Below are 22,592 nucleotides of genomic sequence, written 5' to 3'. Positions count from 1 at the left end.
AGACGCGCCCGTGACGTGAACAGAGCGGAGGGGACGGACCTGTCGGGTCCGTCCCCTCCGCCGACCGCGGGTGGTCGTCAGTTGCCGAGGCGGCCGGTGTCGGTGATGTTGGCGAGCCGGACCTGCCCTTTGGAGACGAGTCGGTCCTGTTCGTCGGTGATCCGGACCTCCCACAGCTGCTGGGTGCGTCCGCGGTGGACGGGGCTGGCTTCGGCGGTCAGCGTGCCCTCCCGGGTCGCGCGGAGGAAGTCGGTGTTGTTGTTGACACCGACGACGTGTCCGCGTCCGCCGAGCCACACCGTGCCCGCTGCGCTGGCCACCGATTCGATGACGGAGCAGTAGACGCCGCCGTGCTGGATTCCGGCCGGCTGCTGCAGGTCCGGGGTGACCGTCCATTGCGCTCGCACACGGTCGGGTGAGAGTTCGGTGTATTCGAGTCCGATGAGGGCGTCGAAGCCCTTGCCCAGTTGATCGGCCAACGCGGCGGTGTCGATCCGCCCGTCGCCGTTCGATGCCTGCTGTTCCCCGGAATCCACCATCACACTCTCCATCGGATCGCTGTGCGCTCTCGCGGCGCACCCGATGTCCTGCCTACACGACGGGGCGGGGGGCGGGAAAAGCAGGTGGGGCAAACGGATCGGCGGGCCTCACACTGTGTCAGCGTGAGGCCCGCCGTGGGATGGACCTGGGAGTCACTGCAGCCCTCAGGACTCCGGCGCGGTCCGGTAGTTCGGTTCTCGGCGCCGGCATTTCTGCTCGACGACTGGAACGAGTATAGGCAAGGCTGCCCTAATTAAGCAAGCGCTTCCTCGCCTGCCCGAGCCGGCCGCAGTGCGGGCGCGTGATCCGGCTCTTCGAGCGGACCGGCACCCCGGCCGCCACGAAGGCGTCCAGGATCCCCTGACCACGACGCTGCGCGGCGGCCTCGCCGCCACCGGCGAGGATCGGCACGTATGTCGCGGCCCCGAGCACGGCCTCCCCCACGAGCCCCCAGAAGCGGGACGCGTCGATCGGCGTCAGCCGGGCGACGGCGTCGAACACCGCATGCAGTGACGTGAGACTGCGGTGCACCGTCCAGAGCAGCAGCGCCCGCTCGCACGGCACGGTGACCGTCCGGGGTGCGCCGGCGTAGGGGTCGTCCGGCAGCACGCGCATGGTGTCGTCGGCGACACCCGCCCAGTCGACCCCCTCGTCGCTGTCCATGTGGATCCACAGGTTCTCGAGCCCCGGGTCCCACGCGCGGCCCTCCAGGACGACGAGCGCCGTGACACGCCCGATCACGGCGTGGATGAGCGCGGTGGCCACCTGCATCGCGGCGACGTCCGGGTCGGGAACATCCTCGAGCGAACGGGCCCACATCCGGGGCACCCGGTCGCCGTCGAGGTCGTCCGCCAGCGACCACCACCGGCGTTTACCCTCGTCTGCCATCGTCGCGACCGCGTACATACGCGGATATTCGGCGTTCAGCGCGCGAAGTCGTGTGCAGGACACGTCCAGTGCGGTCGCGGGGGCGGACAGGGTCGAAGTCACCGTGCACTCCAATCGGTCGGGATGGAACACCACCAAACATAGGTGAGCCTAACCAAATATCAAGAGTTGACATCATGTGATGTGAGGCACCCCCGCCGACCGCAACGCCCGGGGCGTCCCGCCGGATGTGGCATCAGAGATAGGGTTCCGTAACCTAAGTAGTTGAATTCGGTGCAGATCCGGTGCACAGGCACACACGTCAGGAGCCTCCCCCGCCAGTGACGACGACGAGACAGTTCGGCAGCGACATCCCGCACCTGCCGACCGACGAGCCCTACGGGAAGCGCGACGTCCCGCGCGGTCCCGCCCCGCTGTACCTCCGGGCACTCGCGGGACTGCTCGACATCGGGATAGTGGCCATCCCCCTCGTCCTCGGCTGGTACATCGTCGACTCCCTCCGCGACGACAACGGCGGCGGGCAGGCGGACCGGGTCGTCTTCGGCGGCGCCGCTGTCGCGATCGCCCTCGGACTGGCCGTGTGGAACCGCGGTTTCCGCGAAGGCAACACCGGCCGGAGTTCGGGCAAGGGCTGGGTCGGCCTGGTCACCCGCGACACCCACACCCACGACGCGGTCGGCCCGAAACGGTCGCTGCAGCGGGTGTTCCGGCGCTCCGGAACCGAGGTCGTGCGGGAGAGCACCGCGTCCGACGAGGGCTTCACCGTCCGCGAGAAGGACGTGTCGGTCGCGGCGATCCGGCGTCGTCGGCTCGTCGGGCTGGGCGTCCTCGTGGTCCTGCTCGGGTTGGTGCTGCTCGCCAGCGTCGCCGTCGGGGCGCGGCCGCTGTCGTTCGCGGAGATCTTCCACGCCCTGTTCGATGCGGACGGTTCGCAGACCGACATCATCGTGCGCACACTCCGCGGCCCGCGTACCGCGCTCGGACTCGTCGTCGGGATGGCGCTCGGCGTCGCGGGCGCCCTCATCCAGGGGCACACCCGCAACCCGCTCGCCGACGCCGGCCTCCTCGGTCTCAACGCGGGCGCCGCGTTCCTCGTGGTGCTGTCGATGTACCTGTTCGGGTTCAGCGCGCCCAGCGAATACCTGTGGTTCGCGTTCGCCGGGTCGTTCGCCGCCAGCGTGGTCGTGTTCGGGCTGTCGTCGATCGGAAGCGGGGCGGCGAGCCCGCTGAGCCTGGCCCTGGCCGGCGCCGCCGTCGCGTTCTTCCTGCAGGCGATGACCAACGCGATCATCATCGTCGACCAGTCCAGCCTCGACTCCTACCGCTTCTGGGTGGTCGGGTCGGTGGCCGGCCGCGGCTTCGACGTGCTGTGGCAGGTGCTGCCGTTCCTCGCCATCGGTCTGATCCTCGCCCTCGTCAGCACACCGGGCCTGAACGTCCTCAGCCTCGGCGAGGACGTGGCACGATCGCTGGGCACGAACATCGCGGCCAGCCGCGCACTCGGCATCGTCGCCATCACCCTCCTCACCGGTGCGGCCACCGCGGCGTGCGGTCCGATCGCGTTCATCGGTCTCGTGGTCCCGCACGTCGCGCGGGCGATCACCGGACCCGACTACCGGTGGCTGGTCCCCTACGCCGGGCTCCTCGGCGGCGTCATGCTCGTGACCGCCGACGTCATCGGACGCGTCGTCGTCCGGCCGGGCGAGCTGCAGGTGGGAATCGTGCTGGCCGTGTTCGGTGCACCGTTCTTCATCGCGTTGGTTCGGCGCAGAAAGTTGGCAAGCCTGTGAGCACTCGTGACGAAGTGCGCCCCGACCTCGGGGCCGCCCCGGCGTCCCGCGTCCCGGCCCGCCCCGCGTTCCGGCTCGGACCGATCTCCCTGGTCCTGCGCCCCCTCGGCATCGCCGTGAACGTGGCCCTGCTGGTGGCGCTGTTCCTGGTGCTGTGCCTCAACATCGGTCGCGGCGACTACCCGCTGTCGATCCCCGAGGTCACGCGGGTGCTGTTCGGTGGCGGCACGAAGGCCCAGAACTTCATCGTCATGGACCTCCGCCTGCCGCGGTCGCTGACCGGGGTGTTCATAGGCATGGCCCTCGGCCTGGCCGGCGCCATCACCCAGTCGATCGCCCGCAACGCCCTGGCCAGCCCGGACATCCTCGGCATCACGTCCGGCGCCAGCGCCGCCGCGGTCGCGCTGATCGTCCTCGGCGGCGGCGGCAGCTTCGTCGGCCTCCTCGCCACCCTGGGCATCCCGCTGGCCGCCCTGTTCGGCGGACTGCTCACCGCGCTGGTCATCTACCTCCTCGCGTGGCGCGGCGGGGTGGAGGGTTACCGGCTGATCCTGATCGGCATCGGCATCAACGCCATGCTGATCGCGGTCACCGGCTGGCTGCTGATCTCCGCGGACATCAACGATGCCTCGCGGGCCCAGGTGTGGCTCAACGGGTCCCTCAACGGCGCCGCCTGGAGTCAGGTGTGGCCCGTCACCATCGCCGTCGTCCTCGTCGGCGGCTACGCGGTGATCTCGTCGTTCACGATGGGCGCCCTCCGCCTCGGCGACGACAACGCGGTGTCGCTGGGTGTGCGCCTGCAGTGGTCGCAGGCCCGGCTCCTGCTCATGTCCGTCGCCCTCGCCGGCATCGCGACCGCGGCAGCGGGTCCGGTCGGTTTCGTCGCGCTCGCCGCACCGCAGGTGGCGCTGCGGTTGGTGCGGTCCGCAGGCCCGCCGCTCATCGCGTCCGCCCTGACCGGCGCCGTGCTCGTGGTGGGCAGCGACGTCGTCGCCCGCACGATCCTGCCCGTCGAGCTGCCGGTGGGTATCGTCACCTCCGCACTCGGTGGCCCATTCCTGCTGTATCTGCTGGTTCGCAACAATCGGAAGGTCTCGGCATGACCGTGCAGACTGACTCTCGACTGATCGCCGAAAACCTGAGCCTCGGGTACGGCGACCGGGTCATCGTCGACAACCTCGACCTCGAGGTGAGGACCGGGGTGATCACCACCGTGATCGGGCCGAACGGCTGCGGCAAGTCCACGCTGCTGCGCGCGCTGGGGCGGCTGCTGAAACCGCGCAACGGTTCGGTGCTGCTCGACGGCAAGGCCATCGGCTCGATGCGCACCAAGGACGTCGCCCGCACACTGGGCATGCTTCCCCAGGCGCCGCTGGCCCCCGAGGGGCTCACGGTGGCCGACCTGGTGGCCCGCGGCAGGCACCCGCACCAGTCGTGGCTGCGGCAATGGTCGTCCGACGACGAGGGTGAGGTCGCCGAGGCGCTCGCGCTGACCGGGGTGTCCGATCTCGCGGACCGCCCCGTCGACCAACTCTCGGGCGGTCAGCGTCAGCGGGCCTGGATCTCGATGGCCCTGGCGCAGGGAACCGACATCCTCCTGCTCGACGAACCCACCACCTACCTGGATCTGGCGCACTCGATCGAGGTTCTCGACCTGGTGGACCGGATGCACGAGGAGTTGGGCCGCACCGTGGTAATGGTGCTCCACGACCTGAACCTCGCGATCCGCTACAGCGATCAGCTGATCGTCATGCGGGACGGCACCATCGTCGCGGCCGGCGCACCGAAGGACATCATCTCCGCCGAACTCCTACTCGAGGTGTTCGGCCTCGAGGCTGCGGTCATCGCCGACCCGGTGTCCGATCGCCCGCTGGTGGTGCCGATCGGCACCCGCCACGTGTACGGCGCGGTCGGCGGACCGGACACAAAGTAGCGGCCGTCAGCGCCTGCCGCCGATCATCGTCCGCACCAACCGGTAACTCTGACCCAGCGACACCGTCGGCAGGTACGCCCTGCCGACGGCGTTGCCGATGCTCGGCAGGGCGGCCGGGTCGGCGAACGTCATGTGCATGGCCACGTACCGGGGCTGGAACTTCGACTTGAACGCGAGCAGCGAACGGAACCCGTACACCGGTTCCAGGGTCCGGCCGAGCAGATCCAGGACACTGTCCATCACCGCCGACAGGCTCGACGACTCCGACCGTTCCCGCTCGTCGGCGTCGCCGTCCGGTTGCTCGACCTTGGCGAGCGGGGCGCCGGACAGGCTCAGGAACTGCGCCCCCTCCTCCTCCAGTTTCAGCGCCGCCGACGCGATGAGGAACTCCATCGCCGGCCGGAATCCTTCCGAGCGCCGCCGCATGAAGTCGAGGGTCCAGCCGACCACCCGCCCGTCCTGGTACACCGGCAACCAGGACGTGACGCCGTGGACGGTGCGGTCCTCGTCGACGGCGATCAGGCAGCGCACCTCGGGGTCGTCGACCTCGTCGAGTCCGCCGAGTGTGAATCCCATCTCGGGCATCCCCTTGTCGGCCACCCATTCCTCGGAGATCGCGGTGATCTGGTCGGTGATCGATCGCGGGGCGCTGGGGAAGCTGACCCATTCCGCGGTGATCCCCGATTTCTTCGCCTTGTTCAGGGCGGTCCGGACGTCCTGGAACCGCTTGCCGGTGAACGCGATCTGCCCCAGATCCAGCACCGTCTCCTCGGCGACCTGGATGCCGCTCCAGCCGAGGGCGTCCGTGACGGCGCGGACCTCCCCGGTCACCGAATAGAAGCACGGGATCCACCCGTTAGCGGCGGCGAACTCGGCGAAGTGTTCGACGTTGTCCCGCAACCGGTCCGGCGGGCCGACCGGGTCGCCGGTGGTGAGCGCGACACCGGCGAGGACCCGGTACGCGACGTAGCCGGTGCCGTCGGCGGAGAACCAGTAGTTGTTGCCGCGCCACGTCGTCATCCAGGACAGTGGGCTTCCGCTCCCCGACTTCAGCAGGGCGCGGGCCCGTTCGGCGGACTCCGAGTCCGCTCCGATGGCGGGACTGAGGAACGTCGCGGCGACGAGCGCGCACGCCGCCACCCAGAACACCACCCCGGTCCACTCGTACAGCAGGGTCGCGGGAATGCTCACCGGCAGCAGTCGGGGGTCGAGCCATTGCAGGTACACGGGCGGGATGAGCCGCTCCGGGAAGTCGGCGAGCAGGGTCGTCGTGCCGGGCCGGGGGTCGAAACCGTTCCGCGCCCACAGCCCGCCCAGGACGTAGAGGACGGCGAGCCCGCCCAGGACGGACACCAGGACGACGGCCAGCCGCCGATAGGTGCCGGCCGGGGCGGAGACGTCGAAGAACCTCCGGGTGGCGAGCAGCACGATCAGGATCGCCAGCGGTGTCAGGAACGGCACCAGCGTCCGGTACAGGTTCGGGTCGGCGAGACCGTAGAACAGGGAGTCCTCGTCGAGGGAGTCGACGAACCGGACCGCGAAGTTCAGCAGCGACAGCACCAGCAGGATCACCTGCGCGATCACGGACGCGACCCACGCGAAGCGACGGCCCCGTCGGAGGCCGTCGCTGAGGGTGAGGAGGAACAGGGACGGCATCAGACTCAGCAGGGTCGGCCCGACCCCGGACAGGCGCAGTTCGAGCAGCCCGCGCCGGCATTCGGGGTCCGACGCCGACACCTCGCACAGGTCGCGCACCTCGCCGGCCGTGTAGGGGATGCCGCGGAACAGGTCGCGGAGCACGGCGAGCGGTCCGACCGCCTCCGCGGACAGCGCCGCGATCATCGGGCCGATCGCACTGGCCGCCACGATGATCGCGACCAGCACCCGGCCCTCACGCTGGGTGCCCGCGATCCGTTCGCCGCGGGCGGAGCGGCCGACGATCCAGCGGCCGATCACCAGCCCGACCACGGCCGCGGCGAGCCGGACCACGTCCTGCAGCGACCCACTGAACAGTGCCAGGGTGATGGTGAACACGAGGACGCCGACGCGGATCCGCCGACGCCACAGGGTGCCCATGTTCGAACTGGCCACCATCGCGGCACCGACGATCCACGTGCTCGGTCCGACGGCCATGCCCACGTGCAGCCGAAAACCCCAGTTCGCGTCGACGACCTTCGCGACGGCGGCCACCGACAGTGCGAGCAGCCCGCCGAGCACCTGGGTGGCGACCGCGGCCAGCGCGAACCGAGCCGACCCCATGCGGCGTTCCAGCGGTGCGGCCGCCACGAGGACGAGGACGGTCGTCGACAGGTACGCCAGGATGTCGTCGCCCCACAGCCCGGCCGTGAACAGGGTCCACACCCACCCGTTCTGGAACGCCCGGATCCCGATCGCGACGTGCTGGGACAGGTCGTGGGAGGGGCCGCTGATCACACTGGACGTGGCGATCGCGAGGATCCAGATCACGACCAGCAGCGCCATGCTGATCGGTGCGCCCCGCACCCCGCCCCGGACCCGTTCCGCTGCCCGCCCGGTCTGACCCTTGACCCTGGACGCCGCACCGTGCCCGGTCGCCGCGCTGTCGTCGGTCTTCATCCGCCAGGTCCCCACTCTCCGCGATGTCGAGAACGAACGCTTGCCCGGCGGGTCGGCCGCTGCCAACCCGACCGTAATCCACCCCTTCGGAGTATGGCCAATACCACACGCCGTGGCGCAGTTTTACTACTACCAGTAGTACGTATCTGCGTCGTCGTATCCGTAGAATCGGTTTATGGCTGGACTCGGCGAACTCGAACGCGCAGTGATGGATCACCTGTGGTCCACTTCGGAACCGCAGACGGTACGGCAGGTACACGAGGCACTGGCGGCACGCCGTGAACTCGCGTACACGACTGTCATGACAGTGCTCCAGCGACTGGCGAAGAAGCACCTCGTCATTCAGCAGCGCGACGACCGCGCCCACCGGTACCTGCCGGTGCACCAGCGCGAGGAGCTCGTCGCGAGCCTCATGGTGGACGCACTGCAGCAGGCCGACAAGTCCGGGAGCCGCGCCGCCGCACTCGTGCACTTCGTCGGCCAGGTCGGCGCCGACGAGGCCGACGCGCTCCGCGAGGCCCTCGCCGCGCTCGAGGCCAAGGAGCGGTCCACCGGAGACAATCAGTCGGGAACCGTTCGCGCCGGCTGACGTTCGTCATGCATGATGAGTAGGACATGGACGCCACCACCGCGCTGGTATTCGGAGTACTCGCACTTCTTCTCGCAGGGCCTGTCCCTGCGCTGTTGAGTCGTGCCCGATGGCCGCATCGCGCCCCCCGAGCAGCACTCGTGCTGTGGCAGGCAATCGCCCTCGCCGCAGTTCTGTCCGCATTCAGTTCGGGCCTCGCGATCGCCAGCCAGCTCCTGGTCCCCGGACCGGACGGGCGCCCCACCACGGCGCCGGTCGCCGAGATCGACGCCCTGGGCCTGCCCCTGTGGCTGCTGTACGTGGTGGTCTTCGCGCTCACCCTCCTCGTCGGCGCCAAACTGATCTTCGCGATCGTGCAGGTCGGGGTCCGCACCCGGCGCCGACGCGCCCGGCACCGCATGCTGGTCGACCTCCTCGACCGCTGCGACTCGTCGTCGCCGCTCGCCCGCACCCCGGACCTGCGGGTCCTCGACGTCACCGAGCCCATCGCCTACTGCCTGCCCGGTCTGCGTCAACGGGTGGTGCTGAGCCAGGGCACATTCACCAACCTCGACGACGCGGAGATCACCGCGATCCTCACCCACGAGCGGTCCCATCTGCGGGCCCGGCACGACCTCGTCCTCGAGGCGTTCACCGCCGTCAACGCCGCCTTCCCCACCGTCGTGCGCAGCAAGTCAGCGCTCGGGTCGGTGCAGTTGCTGGTCGAGATGCTGGCCGACGATTCCGCCGTCCGCGCCACCGGGCCGACCGCACTGGCCCGCGCGCTCGTCGCCTGTTCGGGGTCGATCGCCCCGAAGGGCGCCATGGCCGCGGGTGGTCCCAGCACCCTGCTGCGGGTACAGCGCCTGGCCTCCACGGAGGCGGGTACCCCCGTGGCTCTCGCCGCCTACGCCGCGTCGGTGGCCATCCTCGTGGTGCCGACCATCGCCGTCGCCGTCCCCTGGCTCACCGAGCTGAGCCGGTTGTTCAGCGCCGTGTAGTCACCCAGCTCACACCCCGCCGGGTTCGATAACCGGGTGCCCCGTCGCGTACACTGGTCGACGGTCGCCACTGCGGCCCATCAACACTGAAACGGCACACAGCCCAATTCCCCGCACTTCCGCGAATGGATTGACCAGGTGACATGTGCCCTGGCTCGTCCCTTTGTGCGTGCTGCATGACAGCCCCCGCTCCGCGACGCGCCCTATGCCCGGAGAGGTATTTGCGTGACCAACGCTGTCCAGACGACGTCTGCCCCACTAGAGCAGACCGAGACCGAAACCCCTGACCAGAACGCCACCGTGACGTTCGCCGAGATCGGCCTGCCCGCACCCCTGGTGCAGGCCCTGGCCCGCAACTCCATCACCGTCCCGTCGCCGATCCAGGCGCTGGCCGTCCCCGACGCGCTGGCCGGCACCAACGTCCTCGGCCGCGCACAGACCGGATCGGGCAAGACCCTCGCATTCGGCCTGCCGATGCTCACCCGCCTGTCCCGGCACGAGGACCGGCCCGCACCCAAGCGTCCCCGCGCACTGGTGCTCGTTCCCACCCGTGAACTCGCGTTCCAGGTGGTCGACTCCCTCAACTCGTACGCCGGGGCCATGGGACTGACCGTCCGCCCCGCCGTCGGCGGCACCCCGTTCAGCAAGCAGGTCGACCAGCTGCGCCGCGGCGTCGACATCCTCGTCGCCACCCCCGGCCGGCTGAACGACCACCTGCGGCAGGGCACCTGCATCCTCGACTCCATCGAGATCACCGCGCTCGACGAGGCCGATCAGATGGCCGACATGGGCTTCCTCCCCGAGGTGCGGGCCATCCTCGGGGAGACCCGGGCCGACGGCCAGCGTCTACTGTTCTCGGCCACCCTGGACCGTGAGGTGCAGTCGCTGGTCCGCCAGTTCCTGCCCGACCACGTGCAGCACTCCACCGAGGACGGTCGCGCCAGCGTCGACACGATGGAGCACTACGTGCTCCTCGTCGACCGCGGCCAGAAGGACAACGTCCTCGCCGAGATCGGTGCCCGCGACGGCCGCACGATCATGTTCGCCCGCACCAAGCTCGGCTGCGAGGGCATCACCGACCGCCTCCGCGCGGTGGGAATCGCCGCCGAGGCGCTGCACGGCGGCAAGGCGCAGAACCAGCGCACCCGTGTCCTCGAACGGTTCAAGAACGGCCGCACCCCCGTGCTCGTCGCGACGGACGTCGCCGCCCGCGGCATCCACGTCGACGGCATCGACCTGGTCGTGCACGTCGATCCGCCCGCCGACCACAAGGACTACCTGCACCGTGCAGGCCGGACCGCCCGTGCAGGCGAGAAGGGCACCGTCGTCGCGATCGTGCTCCCCAACCAGAAGCGCACGTTCCGCCGCCTGACCGGGATGGCCGGTGTCGACGCCACCGCCGTGCCCGTCACCCCCGGCTCGGAGAAGCTGGCCAGCATCACCGGCGCCAAGGCGCCCAGCGGAGAACCGGTGCGCGACACCTACTCCCGCGGCGAGCGTGGCGGCGACCGCAAGTTCGGTGACCGCGGACCCCGCCGTGAGGGCGGATATGCCGGCCGCGACGGCGGCGGCTACCGCGGCAATCGCAACGACCGCGGCGACCGTGGTGAGCGCAGCTTCGGCGACCGTCCGTCGGGTGGTCGCAGCTTCGAGGGTCGTGGCCCGCGCCGCGACCAGACCGACAACCGGTCCGGCGGCTACCGCGGCGACCGCCCGCAGCGCGACGGTGACAACCGTGGCGGCGGCTACCGCGGCGACCGGGACAACCGGACGTTCACCGATCGGGCCCCGCGCCGCGACTTCGGTGACAGCGCACCCCGACGCGAGTACGGCGGCGGCACCACCGCACCGCGCCGCGACTTCGGCGACCGCGGCGACAGCCACCGCGGAACCGGCGAGCGCAGCTTCGACCGCAGCGCACCCCGCCGCGACTTCGGCGACAACCGCGGTGCGGCAGGCGGGTTCCGTCGCGACGATCGCCGGGATGACCGCCGTGACGATCGCCGCCCCGCGGCCACGCCGGAGCGTCGCCCCGCGGCGACGACCGGTGGCGGGTTCCGTAGCCGCACGGAGCGTCGCTCGTACGACGGCTTCGACGGCCCGCGGCGTGAGCGCCGCAGCTGATCGATCGCTGATCCGACAACCGAATATCGAAGTGTGAGAGAAGGCCGGCCGTCGCATGTGCGACGGCCGGCCTTCGTATGTTTGGCTTAGGCGGTCGAGCTTTTCGTAGCCGCCGATTTCACTACCGCCGAGCGAGAGGGAATGCTGTATCCATGACTATCGACAACACTGAGGGTGCCCGCGCCCAGATCGGCGTCACGGGACTGGCCGTCATGGGCTCGAACATCGCCCGCAACTTCGCCCGGCACGGTCACACGGTCGCGCTGCACAACCGCAGCATCGCCAAGACCGACGCCCTCATCGAGGAGCACGGCAGCGAGGGCGACTTCGTCCGCACCGAGACGATCGAGGAGTTCGTGGGCGCGCTGCAGAAGCCGCGCCGCGTGCTGATCATGGTCAAGGCCGGCGACCCCACCGACGCCGTCATCGAGGAACTCGCCGCGGCGATGGAGCCCGGTGACATCATCATCGACGGCGGCAACGCCCTGTACACGGACACGATCCGCCGGGAGGCCTCACTCCGGGAGCGTGGCCTGCACTTCGTCGGCGCCGGCATCTCCGGCGGCGAGGAGGGCGCGCTCAACGGTCCGTCGATCATGCCGGGCGGCCCGAAGGAGTCCTACGCGGCCCTCGGACCGCTGCTCGAGTCGATCGCCGCCCAGGTCGACGGCACCCCCTGCTGCACGCACATCGGCCCCGACGGGTCCGGCCACTTCGTGAAGATGGTGCACAACGGCATCGAGTACGCCGACATGCAGCTCATCGGCGAGGCGTACAACCTGCTCGGGTCCGCCCTCGGCTACGACGCCGACAAGATCGCCGACGTGTTCACCGAATGGAACGGCGGCGACCTCGAGAGCTACCTCGTCGAGATCACCGCGGAGGTGCTGCGGCAGAAGGACGCCAAGACCGGCAAGCCGCTCGTCGACGTGATCGTCGACGCCGCCGAGCAGAAGGGCACCGGCCGCTGGACCGTCAAGTCCGCGCTCGACCTCGGTGTCCCCGTCACCGGGATCGCCGAGGCCGTGTTCGCCCGCGCCCTGTCCGGGTCCCGCGAGCAGCGCAAGGCCGCGGTCGGGCTGGCGTCCGGCGTCCTCGCCGACAAGCCCACCGATGCCGCCCAGTTCACCGAGGACATCCGGCAGGCCCTGTACGCGTCGAAGGTCGTGGCCTACGCGCAGGGATTCGATCAGATCGCGGCCGGCAGCGCCGAATACGACTGGGACCTGCACCCCGCCGACCTCGCGACCATCTGGCGTGGCGGCTGCATCATCCGGGCCCGGTTCCTCAACCGCATCAAGGATGCGTACGACGAGAACCCGAAGCTGCCGAGCCTGATCCTGGCCCCGTACTTCCGGGACGCCATCGAGACGGCCATCGACAGCTGGCGCCGGGTGGTTTCCACCGCCACGCTGCTGGGCATTCCGGTGCCGGCTTTCGCGTCGTCGCTGTCCTACTACGACGCGCTGCGCGCGGAGCGGCTGCCCGCGGCCCTCACGCAGGGGCAGCGTGACTTCTTCGGCGCCCACACTTACGAGCGGGTCGACGCGGAGGGCAAGTTCCACACCCTCTGGAGCGGTGACCGCAGCGAAGTGCAGGCCTGAGCGTCGCACACTGCCCGTCCCCGGCCGTGACGTACCGCGGGTACGTCACGGCCGAGGCGTCGGAGGCCCCTACTCGGAGGCGGTAGCCTTCTCGATATGCCCGACGACGAGTTCTCCTCCCCCGCACCGGTGGGTGAGACGTTCCTCGCGCTCGGTCTCCCCGCGGTGATGACCCACGCCCTCGACCGCAGCGGTATCGGGGCGCCGTTCCCGATCCAGGCGGCCACCATTCCCGACGTCCTCGCGGGCCGCGACGTCCTCGGCCGCGCGCCGACCGGGTCCGGGAAGACCCTCGCCTTCGGACTGCCGATGCTGGTGCGGCTCAAGGGCGCCGCGAGCAGGCGGGGCTTCCCCCGCGGCATCGTGCTGGTGCCCACCCGTGAACTGGCGTTGCAGATCGAGCGGGCGCTGGACGAGCCGGCCCTGTCCGTGGGATTGCGGGTGGCGAACGTCGTCGGCGGGATCCCCATCAAACGTCAGGTCGAGATCCTGTCGCGGGGGGTCGACCTGCTGATCGCGACGCCGGGACGCCTCGCCGATCACGTGGCGCAGGGGTCGGTGTCCCTGGACGACGTGACCGTACTGGCGCTCGACGAGGCCGATCACATGGCCGACCTGGGGTTCATGCCGCAGGTCACGACGATCCTCGACAAGACCCCGGCGGACGGTCAGCGGCTGCTGTTCTCGGCGACCCTCGACGGGGAGGTCGACACCCTCGTCCGCCGGTACCTGCGGGACCCGGTCACCCACTCGACGGCGCCGGTCACGGCGTCGGTGAGCACCATGCGCCACCACCTGCTGTTCGTCGACCGGGTCGACAAGAAATCCGTTGTGGCACATATCGGTTCACGGGTGGGTCGGACCCTCATGTTCGTGCGCACCAAGTACGGGGTGGACCGGCTCGCGCAGCAACTCCACGAGGCGGGCATCTCCGCGGGCGCCCTGCACGGCGGCAAGGCGCAGAACAACCGCACCCGCACCCTCGAATCGTTCGCCGAAGGCACCACCCCGGTCCTGGTCGCCACCGACGTGGCGGCGCGCGGCATCCACGTCGACGACATCTCGCTCGTCGTCCACGTCGACCCCCCGGCCGACCCCAAGGACTACCTGCACCGCGCGGGCCGCACCGCCCGCGCCGGCGAGTCCGGCGTGGTGGTCACCCTCGTCACCGAGGACGAACGCGCCGAGGTCGAGAAGCTGACCCGCAAGGCCGGGATCGAGGTGGACGGCGTGCGGGTGCGGCCCGGCGACACGGTGCTGGCCGAGATCACCGGCGCCCGCCCCCCCACCGGGAAGCCGGTCCCCGCGCCCGACACCCGGGCACCGGCGCAGGACACCCCGAAGAAGGGCAGGCAGGCGCACGACACCGGGGGTCGCCCGGGCCGCCGCGGCCGCCCCGGGGACGGCGGGGCACCGCGGGCGGGTGCCCGACGCGGCCGGAAACCCGGACCTGCGTCAACTCCGCACGGACACCGCAACCGCGGGGCACACTGAGAGGCATGTCCCTGCCGTTCGCGTCGATCGTGTGCGCACTGATCGCGGCGTTGCTGTTCGCGTGCGCGTCGGTCGCCCAGCAGAGCGCGGCGTCCGCCGTCCCCGAGGACGCCGCGCTGATGACCACCCTGCTGCGCAGTCCCCGCTGGTGGGCCGGCTTCGTCGGAGACGGCGGCGGGTACGCGATGCAGGCGGTGGCGTTGGCGCTCGGATCGGTGCTCGTGGTGCAGCCGCTGCTGGTGACGGCACTGCTGTTCGCGTTGCCGTTGTCGGCGAAGTTCTCCGGGTACCGGCTCAGCCGCACCACCTGGGCCCTCGCCGTCGCACTGGCCGTCGCGCTCGCGATCTTCCTGGTGATCGGCGACCCCACCGAGGGCAACATCGACGCCCCCTTCCGCGAATGGGTGTTGCCGCTCGGCATCCTCCTGGCGGTGGTGGCGGTCGCGGCCGCCGCGGGGATGTCGAAGATCGACCCCGGATGGCGTGCGCTGCTGCTCGGCGGGGCGGGCGGCATCCTGTACGGGGTGGCGGTCGCGTTCACCAAGTACGTCGTCGAACTGGTGCCCCGCGGGCTGTGGGCGGTGCTGAGCAGCTGGCAGGCGTGGGCGCTCGTCGCCGCCGGCCTGGTCGGGGTGTACCTGCAGCAGCGCGGCTTCCAGGTGGGACCGTTGTCCGCGTCGCTGCCCGCGCTGACCATCGCCGAACCACTCGCCGCCGTGTTCCTCGGCATGACCGTCCTCGACGAGCGGCTGCGGGTGGCGGGCCCCGGACTCGTGGTGGTCGGCTGCGCGGTCGCGGTGATGCTGGTGGCCACGATCGGACTGTCCAGGTCGCAGGCCCAGCGGACATCCGACACCACCGCAACTTCCCCGGTATCGTCCTGACATGTGCAGTTCCTCGACGGGCATCGCCCTCCCTATGACCTGACGTACGACGACGTGTTCCTGGTGCCGAATCGCACCGAGGTCACCTCCCGATTCGACGTCGACCTGGCCACCTCGGACGGGTCGGGCACCACCATTCCGATCGTCGTCGCCAACATGACGGCGGTCTCGGGACGCCGGATGGCGGAAACGGTCGCCCGCCGCGGCGGTCTGGTGGTCCTCCCCCAGGACCTTCCGGCGCCCGCCGTCGCGGAGACCGTGTCGTTCGTCAAGAGCAGGCACCTGGTCGCCGACACCCCGGTCACGCTCGGCCCCGACGCCGCCGTCTCCGACGCCCTGGCGCTGCTGCCGAAGCGGGCGCACGGCGCCGTGGTCGTCGTCGAGAACGACCGCCCCGTCGGCGTCGTCACCGAGGGCTCCTGCACGGACGTCGACCGGTTCGCGCGACTGCGCTCGGTGGCGCTCACCGACTTCGTCACCGCCCCCGACTCCGCGTCGCCGCGGGAGGTGTTCGAACTCCTCGAGGGCAAACACGACTCCCTCGCCGTGATCGTCCACCCCGACGGCACCCTCGCCGGGGTCCTCACCCGCACCGGCGCCATCCGGGACGGCATCTACCAGCCCGCCGTCGACGGCAACGGGAAGCTGCGGGTCGCCGCGGCCGTCGGCGTCAACGGCGACGTCGCCGCGAAGGCCCGCGCCCTGGTGGACGCGGGCGCGGACCTGCTGGTCGTCGACACCGCACACGGCCACCAGCAGAAGATGATCGACGTCCTCGGCGCACTGAAGAAGGCCGACCTCGGTGTCCCCCTGGTCGCCGGCAACGTCGTGTCCGCCGCAGGCACCCGGGACCTGATCGACGCGGGCGCCGACATCGTGAAGGTCGGGGTCGGGCCGGGCGCGATGTGCACCACCCGGATGATGACCGGGGTGGGCAGGCCGCAGTTCTCCGCCGTCGAGGAATGCGCCACGCAGGCCCGCGCGATGGGCGCGCACGTGTGGGCCGACGGAGGCGTCCGTCACCCCCGCGACGTCGCCCTCGCCCTCGCCGCCGGCGCGTCGAACGTGATGATCGGATCGTGGTTCGCGGGCACCTACGAGTCGCCCGGCGACCTGCGGGTGGACCAGTCCGGCAACGCGTACAAGGAAAGCTTCGGCATGGCCTCCAAGCGTGCGGTCGCGGCGCGCACCGCCACGGACACCGCGTTCGACCGGGCCAGGAAAGGCCTGTTCGAGGAGGGTATTTCGAGTTCGCGGATGCGTCTGGACCCGGAACGCCCCGGCGTCGAGGACCTGATCGACCACATCTGTTCGGGTGTGCGCAGTACCTGCACCTACGCGGGCGCACGGACGCTGGCGGAACTGCACGAGCGGGCCGTTCTCGGTGTGCAGTCCGCCGCCGGGTTCGCCGAGGGCCGCCCGCTGCCGGCCGGCTGGTGACGACCGCGTCCTGATGCGCCGGTGGGTGTCCTGTTCCACGGAACCGGACATCCACCGGTATCATGGGTCGCTCAACCACACCATTCTCGGCGCCGGACCCGTCCGGGCCGTCGAGGCCGAACGAGAGGACTCCGGTGCCCGCGGCACCCACACACGAAGCAAGCGCCCCACCCGCCGTCTCCGGGAGTGCCGTCGCCTCCTGCTCCGTGGAACCGGACTCCGATTCCGCCGGTTCGGAGGGCTCCTCTAGCGAGCCGGGAGACAAACCCGGCGACCCCCGTTCCTCAGCTCGGCGGCGATGACACATGGACATCGCGCTCAGCATTCTCGCCCTCCTCGGCTTTCTCGCCCTGACCGCAGGTACCGCGTTGTTCGTGGCGGCCGAGTTCTCCCTCACCGCCCTCGAACGCAGCACCGTCGACTCGCACGCCCGCGACGGTGACCGCCGGGCCCGGCAGGTGCAGCACGCCCACCGCACCCTGTCCTTCCAGCTGTCCGGGGCGCAGCTCGGCATCACCATCACCACGCTGATCACCGGCTACCTGTCCGAGCCGGTCCTCGCACGGTTCATCACCCCGGTGCTGTCCGCGATCGGGTTCAGTGAATCCGCTGCCGCGGCAACGTCGTTGGTGATCGCCCTCGTCCTCGCGACCTCGTTCTCGATGGTGTTCGGCGAACTCGTGCCGAAGAACCTCGCCATCGCCCACCCCCTGCCCACCGCACGCGCGACGGCCGGCATGCAGGCGGCGTTCTCGCTCATCTTCAAGTGGGCCATCAACGGGCTCAACGGAACCGCGAACTGGCTGGTGCGACGCCTCGGCATCGAACCGGCCGAGGAACTGCGGTCGGCGCGGTCCCCGCAGGAGCTGGGGTCGCTCGTGCGGACGTCCGCGCAGCGCGGCGCCATCGACAAGGGCACGGCGCTGCTGGTGAACCGCTCGCTGCGGTTCGGGGAACGCACCGCGGAGGAACTGATGACCCCCCGCGTGAAGATCGTGACCCTGTCCACCACGGACACGGTCGCCGACCTCATCGACACCGCCTCCCGCACCGGGTTCTCCCGCTTCCCCGTCGTCGAAAGCGACCTGGACGACGCCGTCGGCGTCGTCCACATCAAGCACGCGTTCGCGGTGCCCGCCCACCGCCGGCGCACCGCCCGCCTCAACTCGCTCGCCCAGAAGGTCCCGGTGGTGCCCTCCAGCCTGGACGGTGACGCCCTGATGGAGCGGATCCGGTCCGACGGCATGCAGGTCGCGTTCGTCGTCGACGAATACGGCGGCACCGCCGGGATGGTCACCATGGAGGACCTGATCGAGGAGATCGTCGGCGACGTCCGCGACGAGCACGACGAATCCGAGATCGACGTCCAGCGGGTCGGGGACGGCTGGTCCTGCTCCGGGCTCCTCCGCGTCGACGAGGTCTCCGACACCACCGGCTATACCGCACCCGAGGGTGAGTACGAAACCCTCGGCGGACTCGTCCTCACCGAGCTCGGGCGGATACCCGACGAGGGCGACGAGGTGGAACTGCCACTGCCCGAGGGCGCACACGACCCCGGCGGCCGATGGGTCGCCACCGTGACCCACATGGACGGCCGGCGCATCGACCGGGTGCTGCTCACCCCCAAGCCCGACGAGACCGGCGACACCGACAGCGAGGAGGACGACGATGAGTAACCTCTTCGGTGTGCTGCTGACCTTCGTGCTGCTGGGAGGCAACGCTTTCTTCGTCGGCGCCGAGTTCGCGCTGATCTCGGCCCGCCGCGACCGGCTCGAGGCCCTCGAGTCGCAGGGCAAGAAACGCGCCCGCACCGTGATCACGGCGGGCGAGAACCTGTCGCTGATGCTGGCGGCCGCGCAGCTCGGCATCACCATCTGCTCGATCCTGCTCGGCAAGGTCGCCGAACCGGCGATCGCGCATCTCCTCGAGGTGCCGCTCCACGCGGTCGGCCTGCCCGCCGGGCTGCTGCACCCGGTGGCGTTCACCATCTCGCTGGCGCTGATCGTGGTGCTGCACATCCTGCTCGGTGAAATGGTGCCGAAGAACATCGCGCTCGCGGGCCCGGAGCGGACGGCGATGCTGCTGGTCCCGGTGCACCTGCTGTTCATCAAGCTGGCCCGCCCGCTGATCTCCTTCTACAACCTGTGCGCCAACCTGACGCTGCGGTTGCTGCGGGTGGAACCGAAGGACGAACTCGACGTCACCGTGTCGGCGGTCGAGCTGTCCGAGATGATCGGCGAATCCCGATCCGAGGGACTGATCGACGCGGAAGAACACCGCCGGCTCACCCAGGCGCTGGAGACCACCGACCGCACGGTCAGCGAGGTGATGATCCCCCTCGACAAGGCCCGGACCATCCCCCTGTCGGACGGCGGCACCCGGCTCGGCGCCATCGAGCAGGCCGTCGTCGAGACCGGGTACTCCCGGTACCCGGTGCGCGCCGACGACGGCTCACTGGTCGGGTACCTGCACCTCAAGGACGTGCTCGACGACATCCTCGACGAGGAGGCCGGACCCGACACCGTCATCCCGCGGTCGGACATCCGTCCGCTGCCGCGCATGTCGACCACCACCCCCCTCGCGGAGGCCCTGGCCAGTCTGCGGCGTGCCAGCTCCCACCTGGGGGCGGCGGCGGACGCGTCCGGGCAGATCGTCGGCATCGTCGCCCTCGAGGACCTCGTCGAGGAATACGTGGGCACCGTCCGCGACGGCACCCACCGCGTCAACGGCGTCAATCCGGGACAGCGAACGAGCTGATCGGATGGACGTTCTGGACGCGTCGGAGTGGATCCCTCGCCGCGACCGGCACCGGGCGAGGGTGTCCGCGCTGATCGGACCGCACCTGCAGCGCCGGGAACGCGGCGAGACCCACCCGGTGATCGACTTCCTCTTCACCTATTACAGCTACCGGCCGAATCAGCTGCTGCGCTGGCACCCCGGGTGGGGAACGGTCCTCGCCGACGGGCAGGAGTACGCCGAACTCCGCGGGTATCACCGCACCGACCGCGGGGTCACCGTCGACCCCGAATTCCTGCAGCGCCGCTCGGACACGGTCGCCTTCACCGCACGACTGATGGAGGCGACCGCCGGGCGTCCCACCCACCTGTCCTGCTTCGGCCTGCACGAGTGGGCGATGGTCTACCGCTCCGAGGAGGTGCGGCACGGCAGCGTCCCGCTGCGGCTCGGGCCGGGCGGCACCGACTCCGTGGTGGAGTCGCTGAACCTGCGGTGCACCCACTACGACGCGTTTCGGTTCTTCACCCCGGCCGCCGAACCGCGGAACAGTGAGCCGTTGACCCGCGAAGACCAGCTCGGGCGGGAACAGCCCGGGTGCCTGCACGCGTCCATGGATCTGTACAAGTTCTGCTACAAGCTGGCGCCGATGATCGACTCGGACCTGACCGTCGACTGCTTCGAGCTGGCGCTCGCCGCACGGGAACTCGACATGCGGGCCAGCCCGTACGACCTCACCGCCTACGGGTACACCCCGATCCCGATCGAGACCCCGCACGGCCGCGCCGAGTACGTCCGGGAGCAGTCGGCGCTGGCCGACCGCGCCGCACCGCTTCGTGCCGCAGTGCGCGACCGGTGCAACCGGTTGCTCGCTACCGTGAGCCCATGACTCTCCCGGGTTATGACCGCTACCGTTCCGAGATCGTCACGCAGACCGAACTGCCGGCCGCCACCATCGACGGCGCGGATATGACAGTGCAGGTGCCCGGATGATCCCCACCGTGATCGACTACGGCGACCCCGGCAACTACCTGGCGGCCCGCCTCCCCGTGCTCACGTTGGCGGCCGGTTCGGTGGCCGCGCTCACCGGCGCCGTCGACCGGTACGACAGCGCGCACGGCCGCGACCCCCGGTCGTGGCGGCTCGATCCCGAGCGGATCGCCGCCTCGTTCGCGAGCGACCGGCTGCTGCGGGTGTCAGGGGCCCCGGTGTCCGGTTTCGCGGAGCTGTCGGGGTTCTTCGCGGCGTCGGACGGCTGGGTGCGGACCCACGCCAACTACCCGCATCACCGCACGAGACTGCTGGCGGCACTCGCCCTCTCGGACGACGCAGGCCGCGACGCGGTGGCCGCCCGGATCGGGCGCCTGACCGCCGCCGACGTCGAGGACCGTGCCGCCGCGGCGCAGGCCATCGCTGTGCGCGTGCGGACCGCGGCGGAGTGGGCGGCGAGCGCGCAGGGGGCGGCCGCCGCGTCCGGCGACCTCGTCTCCACCGTCGTGCACGCCGAGAGCTCCCGTCCCCGGACACGGCACCGCTCCCACCGGGTGCCCGGCTCGGGGCCGTTGGCGGGGGTGAAGGTCCTCGACCTGACCCGGGTGATCGCCGGCCCCGTCGCCACCCGCACGCTGGCGCTGCTCGGCGCCGACGTGCTGCGGATCGATCCGCCGTCGATCCCCGAGATCGTCGTGCAGCACCTCGACACCGGGCAGGGCAAGCGGACCGCGCTGCTCGATGTGCGGTCCGCGGACGGCAGGCTGGTGTGGGGCAGCCTGCTCGCCGAGGCCGATGTGGTCGTCACCGGGTACCGTCCGGGCGCACTGGACGGGCTGCTCGACGACGCCCCCGGCCATCTGGTGCGGGGACGGGTGTGCGCGTGGGGTGGCTCCGGACCGTGGGCGCGCCGCCGCGGCTTCGACAGCATCGTCCAGGCGGCGTCGGGGATCGCGACGATCGAGGGCGGCGACACCCCGGGTGCGCTGCCCGCGCAGGCACTCGATCACGCCACCGGTTATCTGCTCGCCGCCGGCATCGTCGACGCCGTCGCCGCGGGGCACGTCGACGGACGCGGCCGCTCCGTCGACGTGTCACTCGCCCGCACCGGCGCGTGGCTGCTGACCGCGGACGGCCGATCCGAGGATCCGCCGCCGCCCGCCATGCCCGGGCCCCGCTGCCTCACCGCGCACGGCGACCTGGTGACCGCCCGTCCCGCCCTGGCCGAATTCGACGACTACCCGTTCCCGGCCCGGCCCTGGGGCGGCGACGCCCCCTCCTGGCCCGGGCTCAGCCCGTCGCTGTGAACCGTGCGCTCGGATCCCCGCTCAGATGTCCCGGCGGCAACCGGCGACCGCACAGCACGAGGAGCAGGTCCTGGGCGGAACCGCGCAGCGGCGCACCCGCACCGAAGGTCCAGGGGTGATCGTCCGCGGTCAGCTGCACTCCCGTCAGGTCGGTGCCGAAGTACTTGACGTGCTTCGGGCCGACGCCGCCGAGCACCCGGTCGAGGCGGTCGTCAGGGACCCGCCTGCCCAGGCCGAGCGCCACCGACACGTCCAGACCGTGGATCACGTCGTGGGACAGTGCCCCCTCGAAGCCGCCGCCCGGCGGCTTCCACGGGTGCGCGACGTTCTCCTCCAGCGTGTGCAGCAGCGCGTCGGCGGTCACGGTCCGTGCGTCCTCGCGGGCCTGCGCGTCCGACATCCGGTTGAAGTTGCCGCGCGCCTTCACCATCTTCAGCAGGATCCGCGGCGTCGACAGGCGGTACGGCATGGTGATGTGCGCGATCACCTCCCGGCTGCGCCACCCCGCGCACAGCGACGGCGCGTCCCATTGCTCCGGCGTCAGTCCCGCCAGCATCGACGCCAGGTCGCGCCGCTCCCCAGCGACCCAGTCCGGTGCCGTGTCCCGTGCCATGTCCGTCTCCTCCGGTCGCCGTGTCGTGCCCTACGGAGGCAGACCGTGCCCGCCGGCGAAACTCATCGCGCGGCCGTGAAGAATGGTC

At 70.7% G+C, this 22,592-nt stretch carries 18 protein-coding genes; 14 read left to right on the top strand and 4 right to left on the bottom strand.

The window, feature by feature from the left end; all coding sequences use genetic code 11:
* Positions 1-77: 77 nt before the first annotated feature.
* Both PSR88_RS36680 and PSR88_RS36675 read right to left on the bottom strand, forming a co-directional pair.
* Entirely contained in the window at positions 78-539 is a 462-nt protein-coding gene (locus PSR88_RS36680) for a PaaI family thioesterase (protein WP_005255099.1), read from the bottom strand.
* A 250-nt stretch (positions 540-789) separates the two neighbouring features.
* Complete coding sequence (locus PSR88_RS36675; protein ID WP_011598924.1) at positions 790-1,563, bottom strand: hypothetical protein; 774 nt, start codon at positions 1,561-1,563, stop codon at positions 790-792.
* Positions 1,564-1,748: 185 nt separating this feature from the next.
* Here PSR88_RS36675 and PSR88_RS36670 point away from each other — a divergent pair, with 185 nt between their 5' ends.
* Genes PSR88_RS36670 through PSR88_RS36660 form a run of 3 tightly spaced genes read left to right on the top strand, consistent with a single transcriptional unit; the run spans position 1,749 to position 5,151 of the window.
* Positions 1,749-3,218, top strand: a complete 1,470-nt coding sequence (locus tag PSR88_RS36670; protein ID WP_016880358.1) for a FecCD family ABC transporter permease — start codon at positions 1,749-1,751, stop codon at positions 3,216-3,218.
* Positions 3,215-4,321: a FecCD family ABC transporter permease gene (locus PSR88_RS36665; RefSeq protein ID WP_029537786.1), complete on the top strand. Its 1,107-nt coding sequence runs from the start codon at positions 3,215-3,217 to the stop codon at positions 4,319-4,321. Before PSR88_RS36670 ends, PSR88_RS36665 begins: the two co-directional genes overlap by 4 nt.
* Entirely contained in the window at positions 4,318-5,151 is an 834-nt protein-coding gene (locus PSR88_RS36660) for an ABC transporter ATP-binding protein (protein WP_009480514.1), read from the top strand. Before PSR88_RS36665 ends, PSR88_RS36660 begins: the two co-directional genes overlap by 4 nt.
* A gap of 6 nt (positions 5,152-5,157) precedes the next feature.
* Here PSR88_RS36660 and PSR88_RS36655 read toward each other — a convergent pair whose 3' ends face one another.
* The gene (locus tag PSR88_RS36655) at positions 5,158-7,746 is read right to left on the bottom strand and encodes a phosphatidylglycerol lysyltransferase domain-containing protein (RefSeq protein ID WP_016880357.1); all 2,589 of its coding nucleotides are present in this window, start codon (positions 7,744-7,746) and stop codon (positions 5,158-5,160) included.
* A 175-nt stretch (positions 7,747-7,921) separates the two neighbouring features.
* Between PSR88_RS36655 and PSR88_RS36650 the strand changes: the two genes are divergently transcribed.
* The 11 genes from PSR88_RS36650 to PSR88_RS36600 all read left to right on the top strand — a co-directional run bounded on the left by PSR88_RS36650 (position 7,922) and on the right by PSR88_RS36600 (position 21,891).
* Positions 7,922-8,335 carry a BlaI/MecI/CopY family transcriptional regulator gene (locus PSR88_RS36650; protein WP_005246077.1) on the top strand — a complete coding sequence of 138 codons (414 nt, stop codon included), beginning with the start codon at positions 7,922-7,924 and terminating at the stop codon, positions 8,333-8,335.
* A 26-nt stretch (positions 8,336-8,361) separates the two neighbouring features.
* Entirely contained in the window at positions 8,362-9,315 is a 954-nt protein-coding gene (locus tag PSR88_RS36645) for a M56 family metallopeptidase (protein ID WP_009480512.1), read from the top strand.
* Positions 9,316-9,540: 225 nt separating this feature from the next.
* Positions 9,541-11,439, top strand: coding sequence for a DEAD/DEAH box helicase (locus PSR88_RS36640; RefSeq protein ID WP_011598919.1), 1,899 nt, complete (start codon positions 9,541-9,543; stop codon positions 11,437-11,439).
* Between the two features lie 152 nt (positions 11,440-11,591).
* The gene (gene gndA / locus PSR88_RS36635) at positions 11,592-13,043 is read left to right on the top strand and encodes an NADP-dependent phosphogluconate dehydrogenase (RefSeq protein ID WP_009480510.1); all 1,452 of its coding nucleotides are present in this window, start codon (positions 11,592-11,594) and stop codon (positions 13,041-13,043) included.
* A gap of 96 nt (positions 13,044-13,139) precedes the next feature.
* A complete protein-coding gene (locus PSR88_RS36630; protein WP_342338887.1) occupies positions 13,140-14,537 on the top strand; it encodes a DEAD/DEAH box helicase in 1,398 nt (465 codons plus the stop codon).
* A gap of 5 nt (positions 14,538-14,542) precedes the next feature.
* Positions 14,543-15,421: a DMT family transporter gene (locus PSR88_RS36625; RefSeq protein ID WP_016880355.1), complete on the top strand. Its 879-nt coding sequence runs from the start codon at positions 14,543-14,545 to the stop codon at positions 15,419-15,421.
* 3 nt (positions 15,422-15,424) lie between these two features.
* A complete protein-coding gene (locus PSR88_RS36620) occupies positions 15,425-16,861 on the top strand; it encodes a GuaB1 family IMP dehydrogenase-related protein (protein WP_009480507.1) in 1,437 nt (478 codons plus the stop codon).
* A 305-nt stretch (positions 16,862-17,166) separates the two neighbouring features.
* Complete coding sequence (locus PSR88_RS36615) at positions 17,167-18,537, top strand: hemolysin family protein (protein ID WP_011598916.1); 1,371 nt, start codon at positions 17,167-17,169, stop codon at positions 18,535-18,537.
* Positions 18,530-19,618: a hemolysin family protein gene (locus tag PSR88_RS36610; protein ID WP_011598915.1), complete on the top strand. Its 1,089-nt coding sequence runs from the start codon at positions 18,530-18,532 to the stop codon at positions 19,616-19,618. The genes PSR88_RS36615 and PSR88_RS36610 overlap by 8 nt, the downstream gene beginning before the upstream one ends.
* A gap of 4 nt (positions 19,619-19,622) precedes the next feature.
* Entirely contained in the window at positions 19,623-20,483 is an 861-nt protein-coding gene (locus PSR88_RS36605; RefSeq protein ID WP_011598914.1) for a hypothetical protein, read from the top strand.
* Between the two features lie 100 nt (positions 20,484-20,583).
* Positions 20,584-21,891, top strand: coding sequence for a CoA transferase (locus PSR88_RS36600; protein WP_011598913.1), 1,308 nt, complete (start codon positions 20,584-20,586; stop codon positions 21,889-21,891).
* Here the strand turns inward: PSR88_RS36600 and PSR88_RS36595 are convergent.
* A complete protein-coding gene (locus PSR88_RS36595) occupies positions 21,875-22,504 on the bottom strand; it encodes a maleylpyruvate isomerase family mycothiol-dependent enzyme (RefSeq protein WP_011598912.1) in 630 nt (209 codons plus the stop codon). The two genes, PSR88_RS36600 and PSR88_RS36595, sit on opposite strands and share 17 nt — an antisense overlap.
* Positions 22,505-22,592 lie beyond the last annotated feature (88 nt).

This window comes from Rhodococcus sp. DK176 (assembly GCF_038447315.2).
Classification (GTDB): domain Bacteria; phylum Actinomycetota; class Actinomycetes; order Mycobacteriales; family Mycobacteriaceae; genus Rhodococcus_F; species Rhodococcus_F jostii_A.
This window is presented reverse-complemented; position numbering and strand designations above follow the sequence as displayed.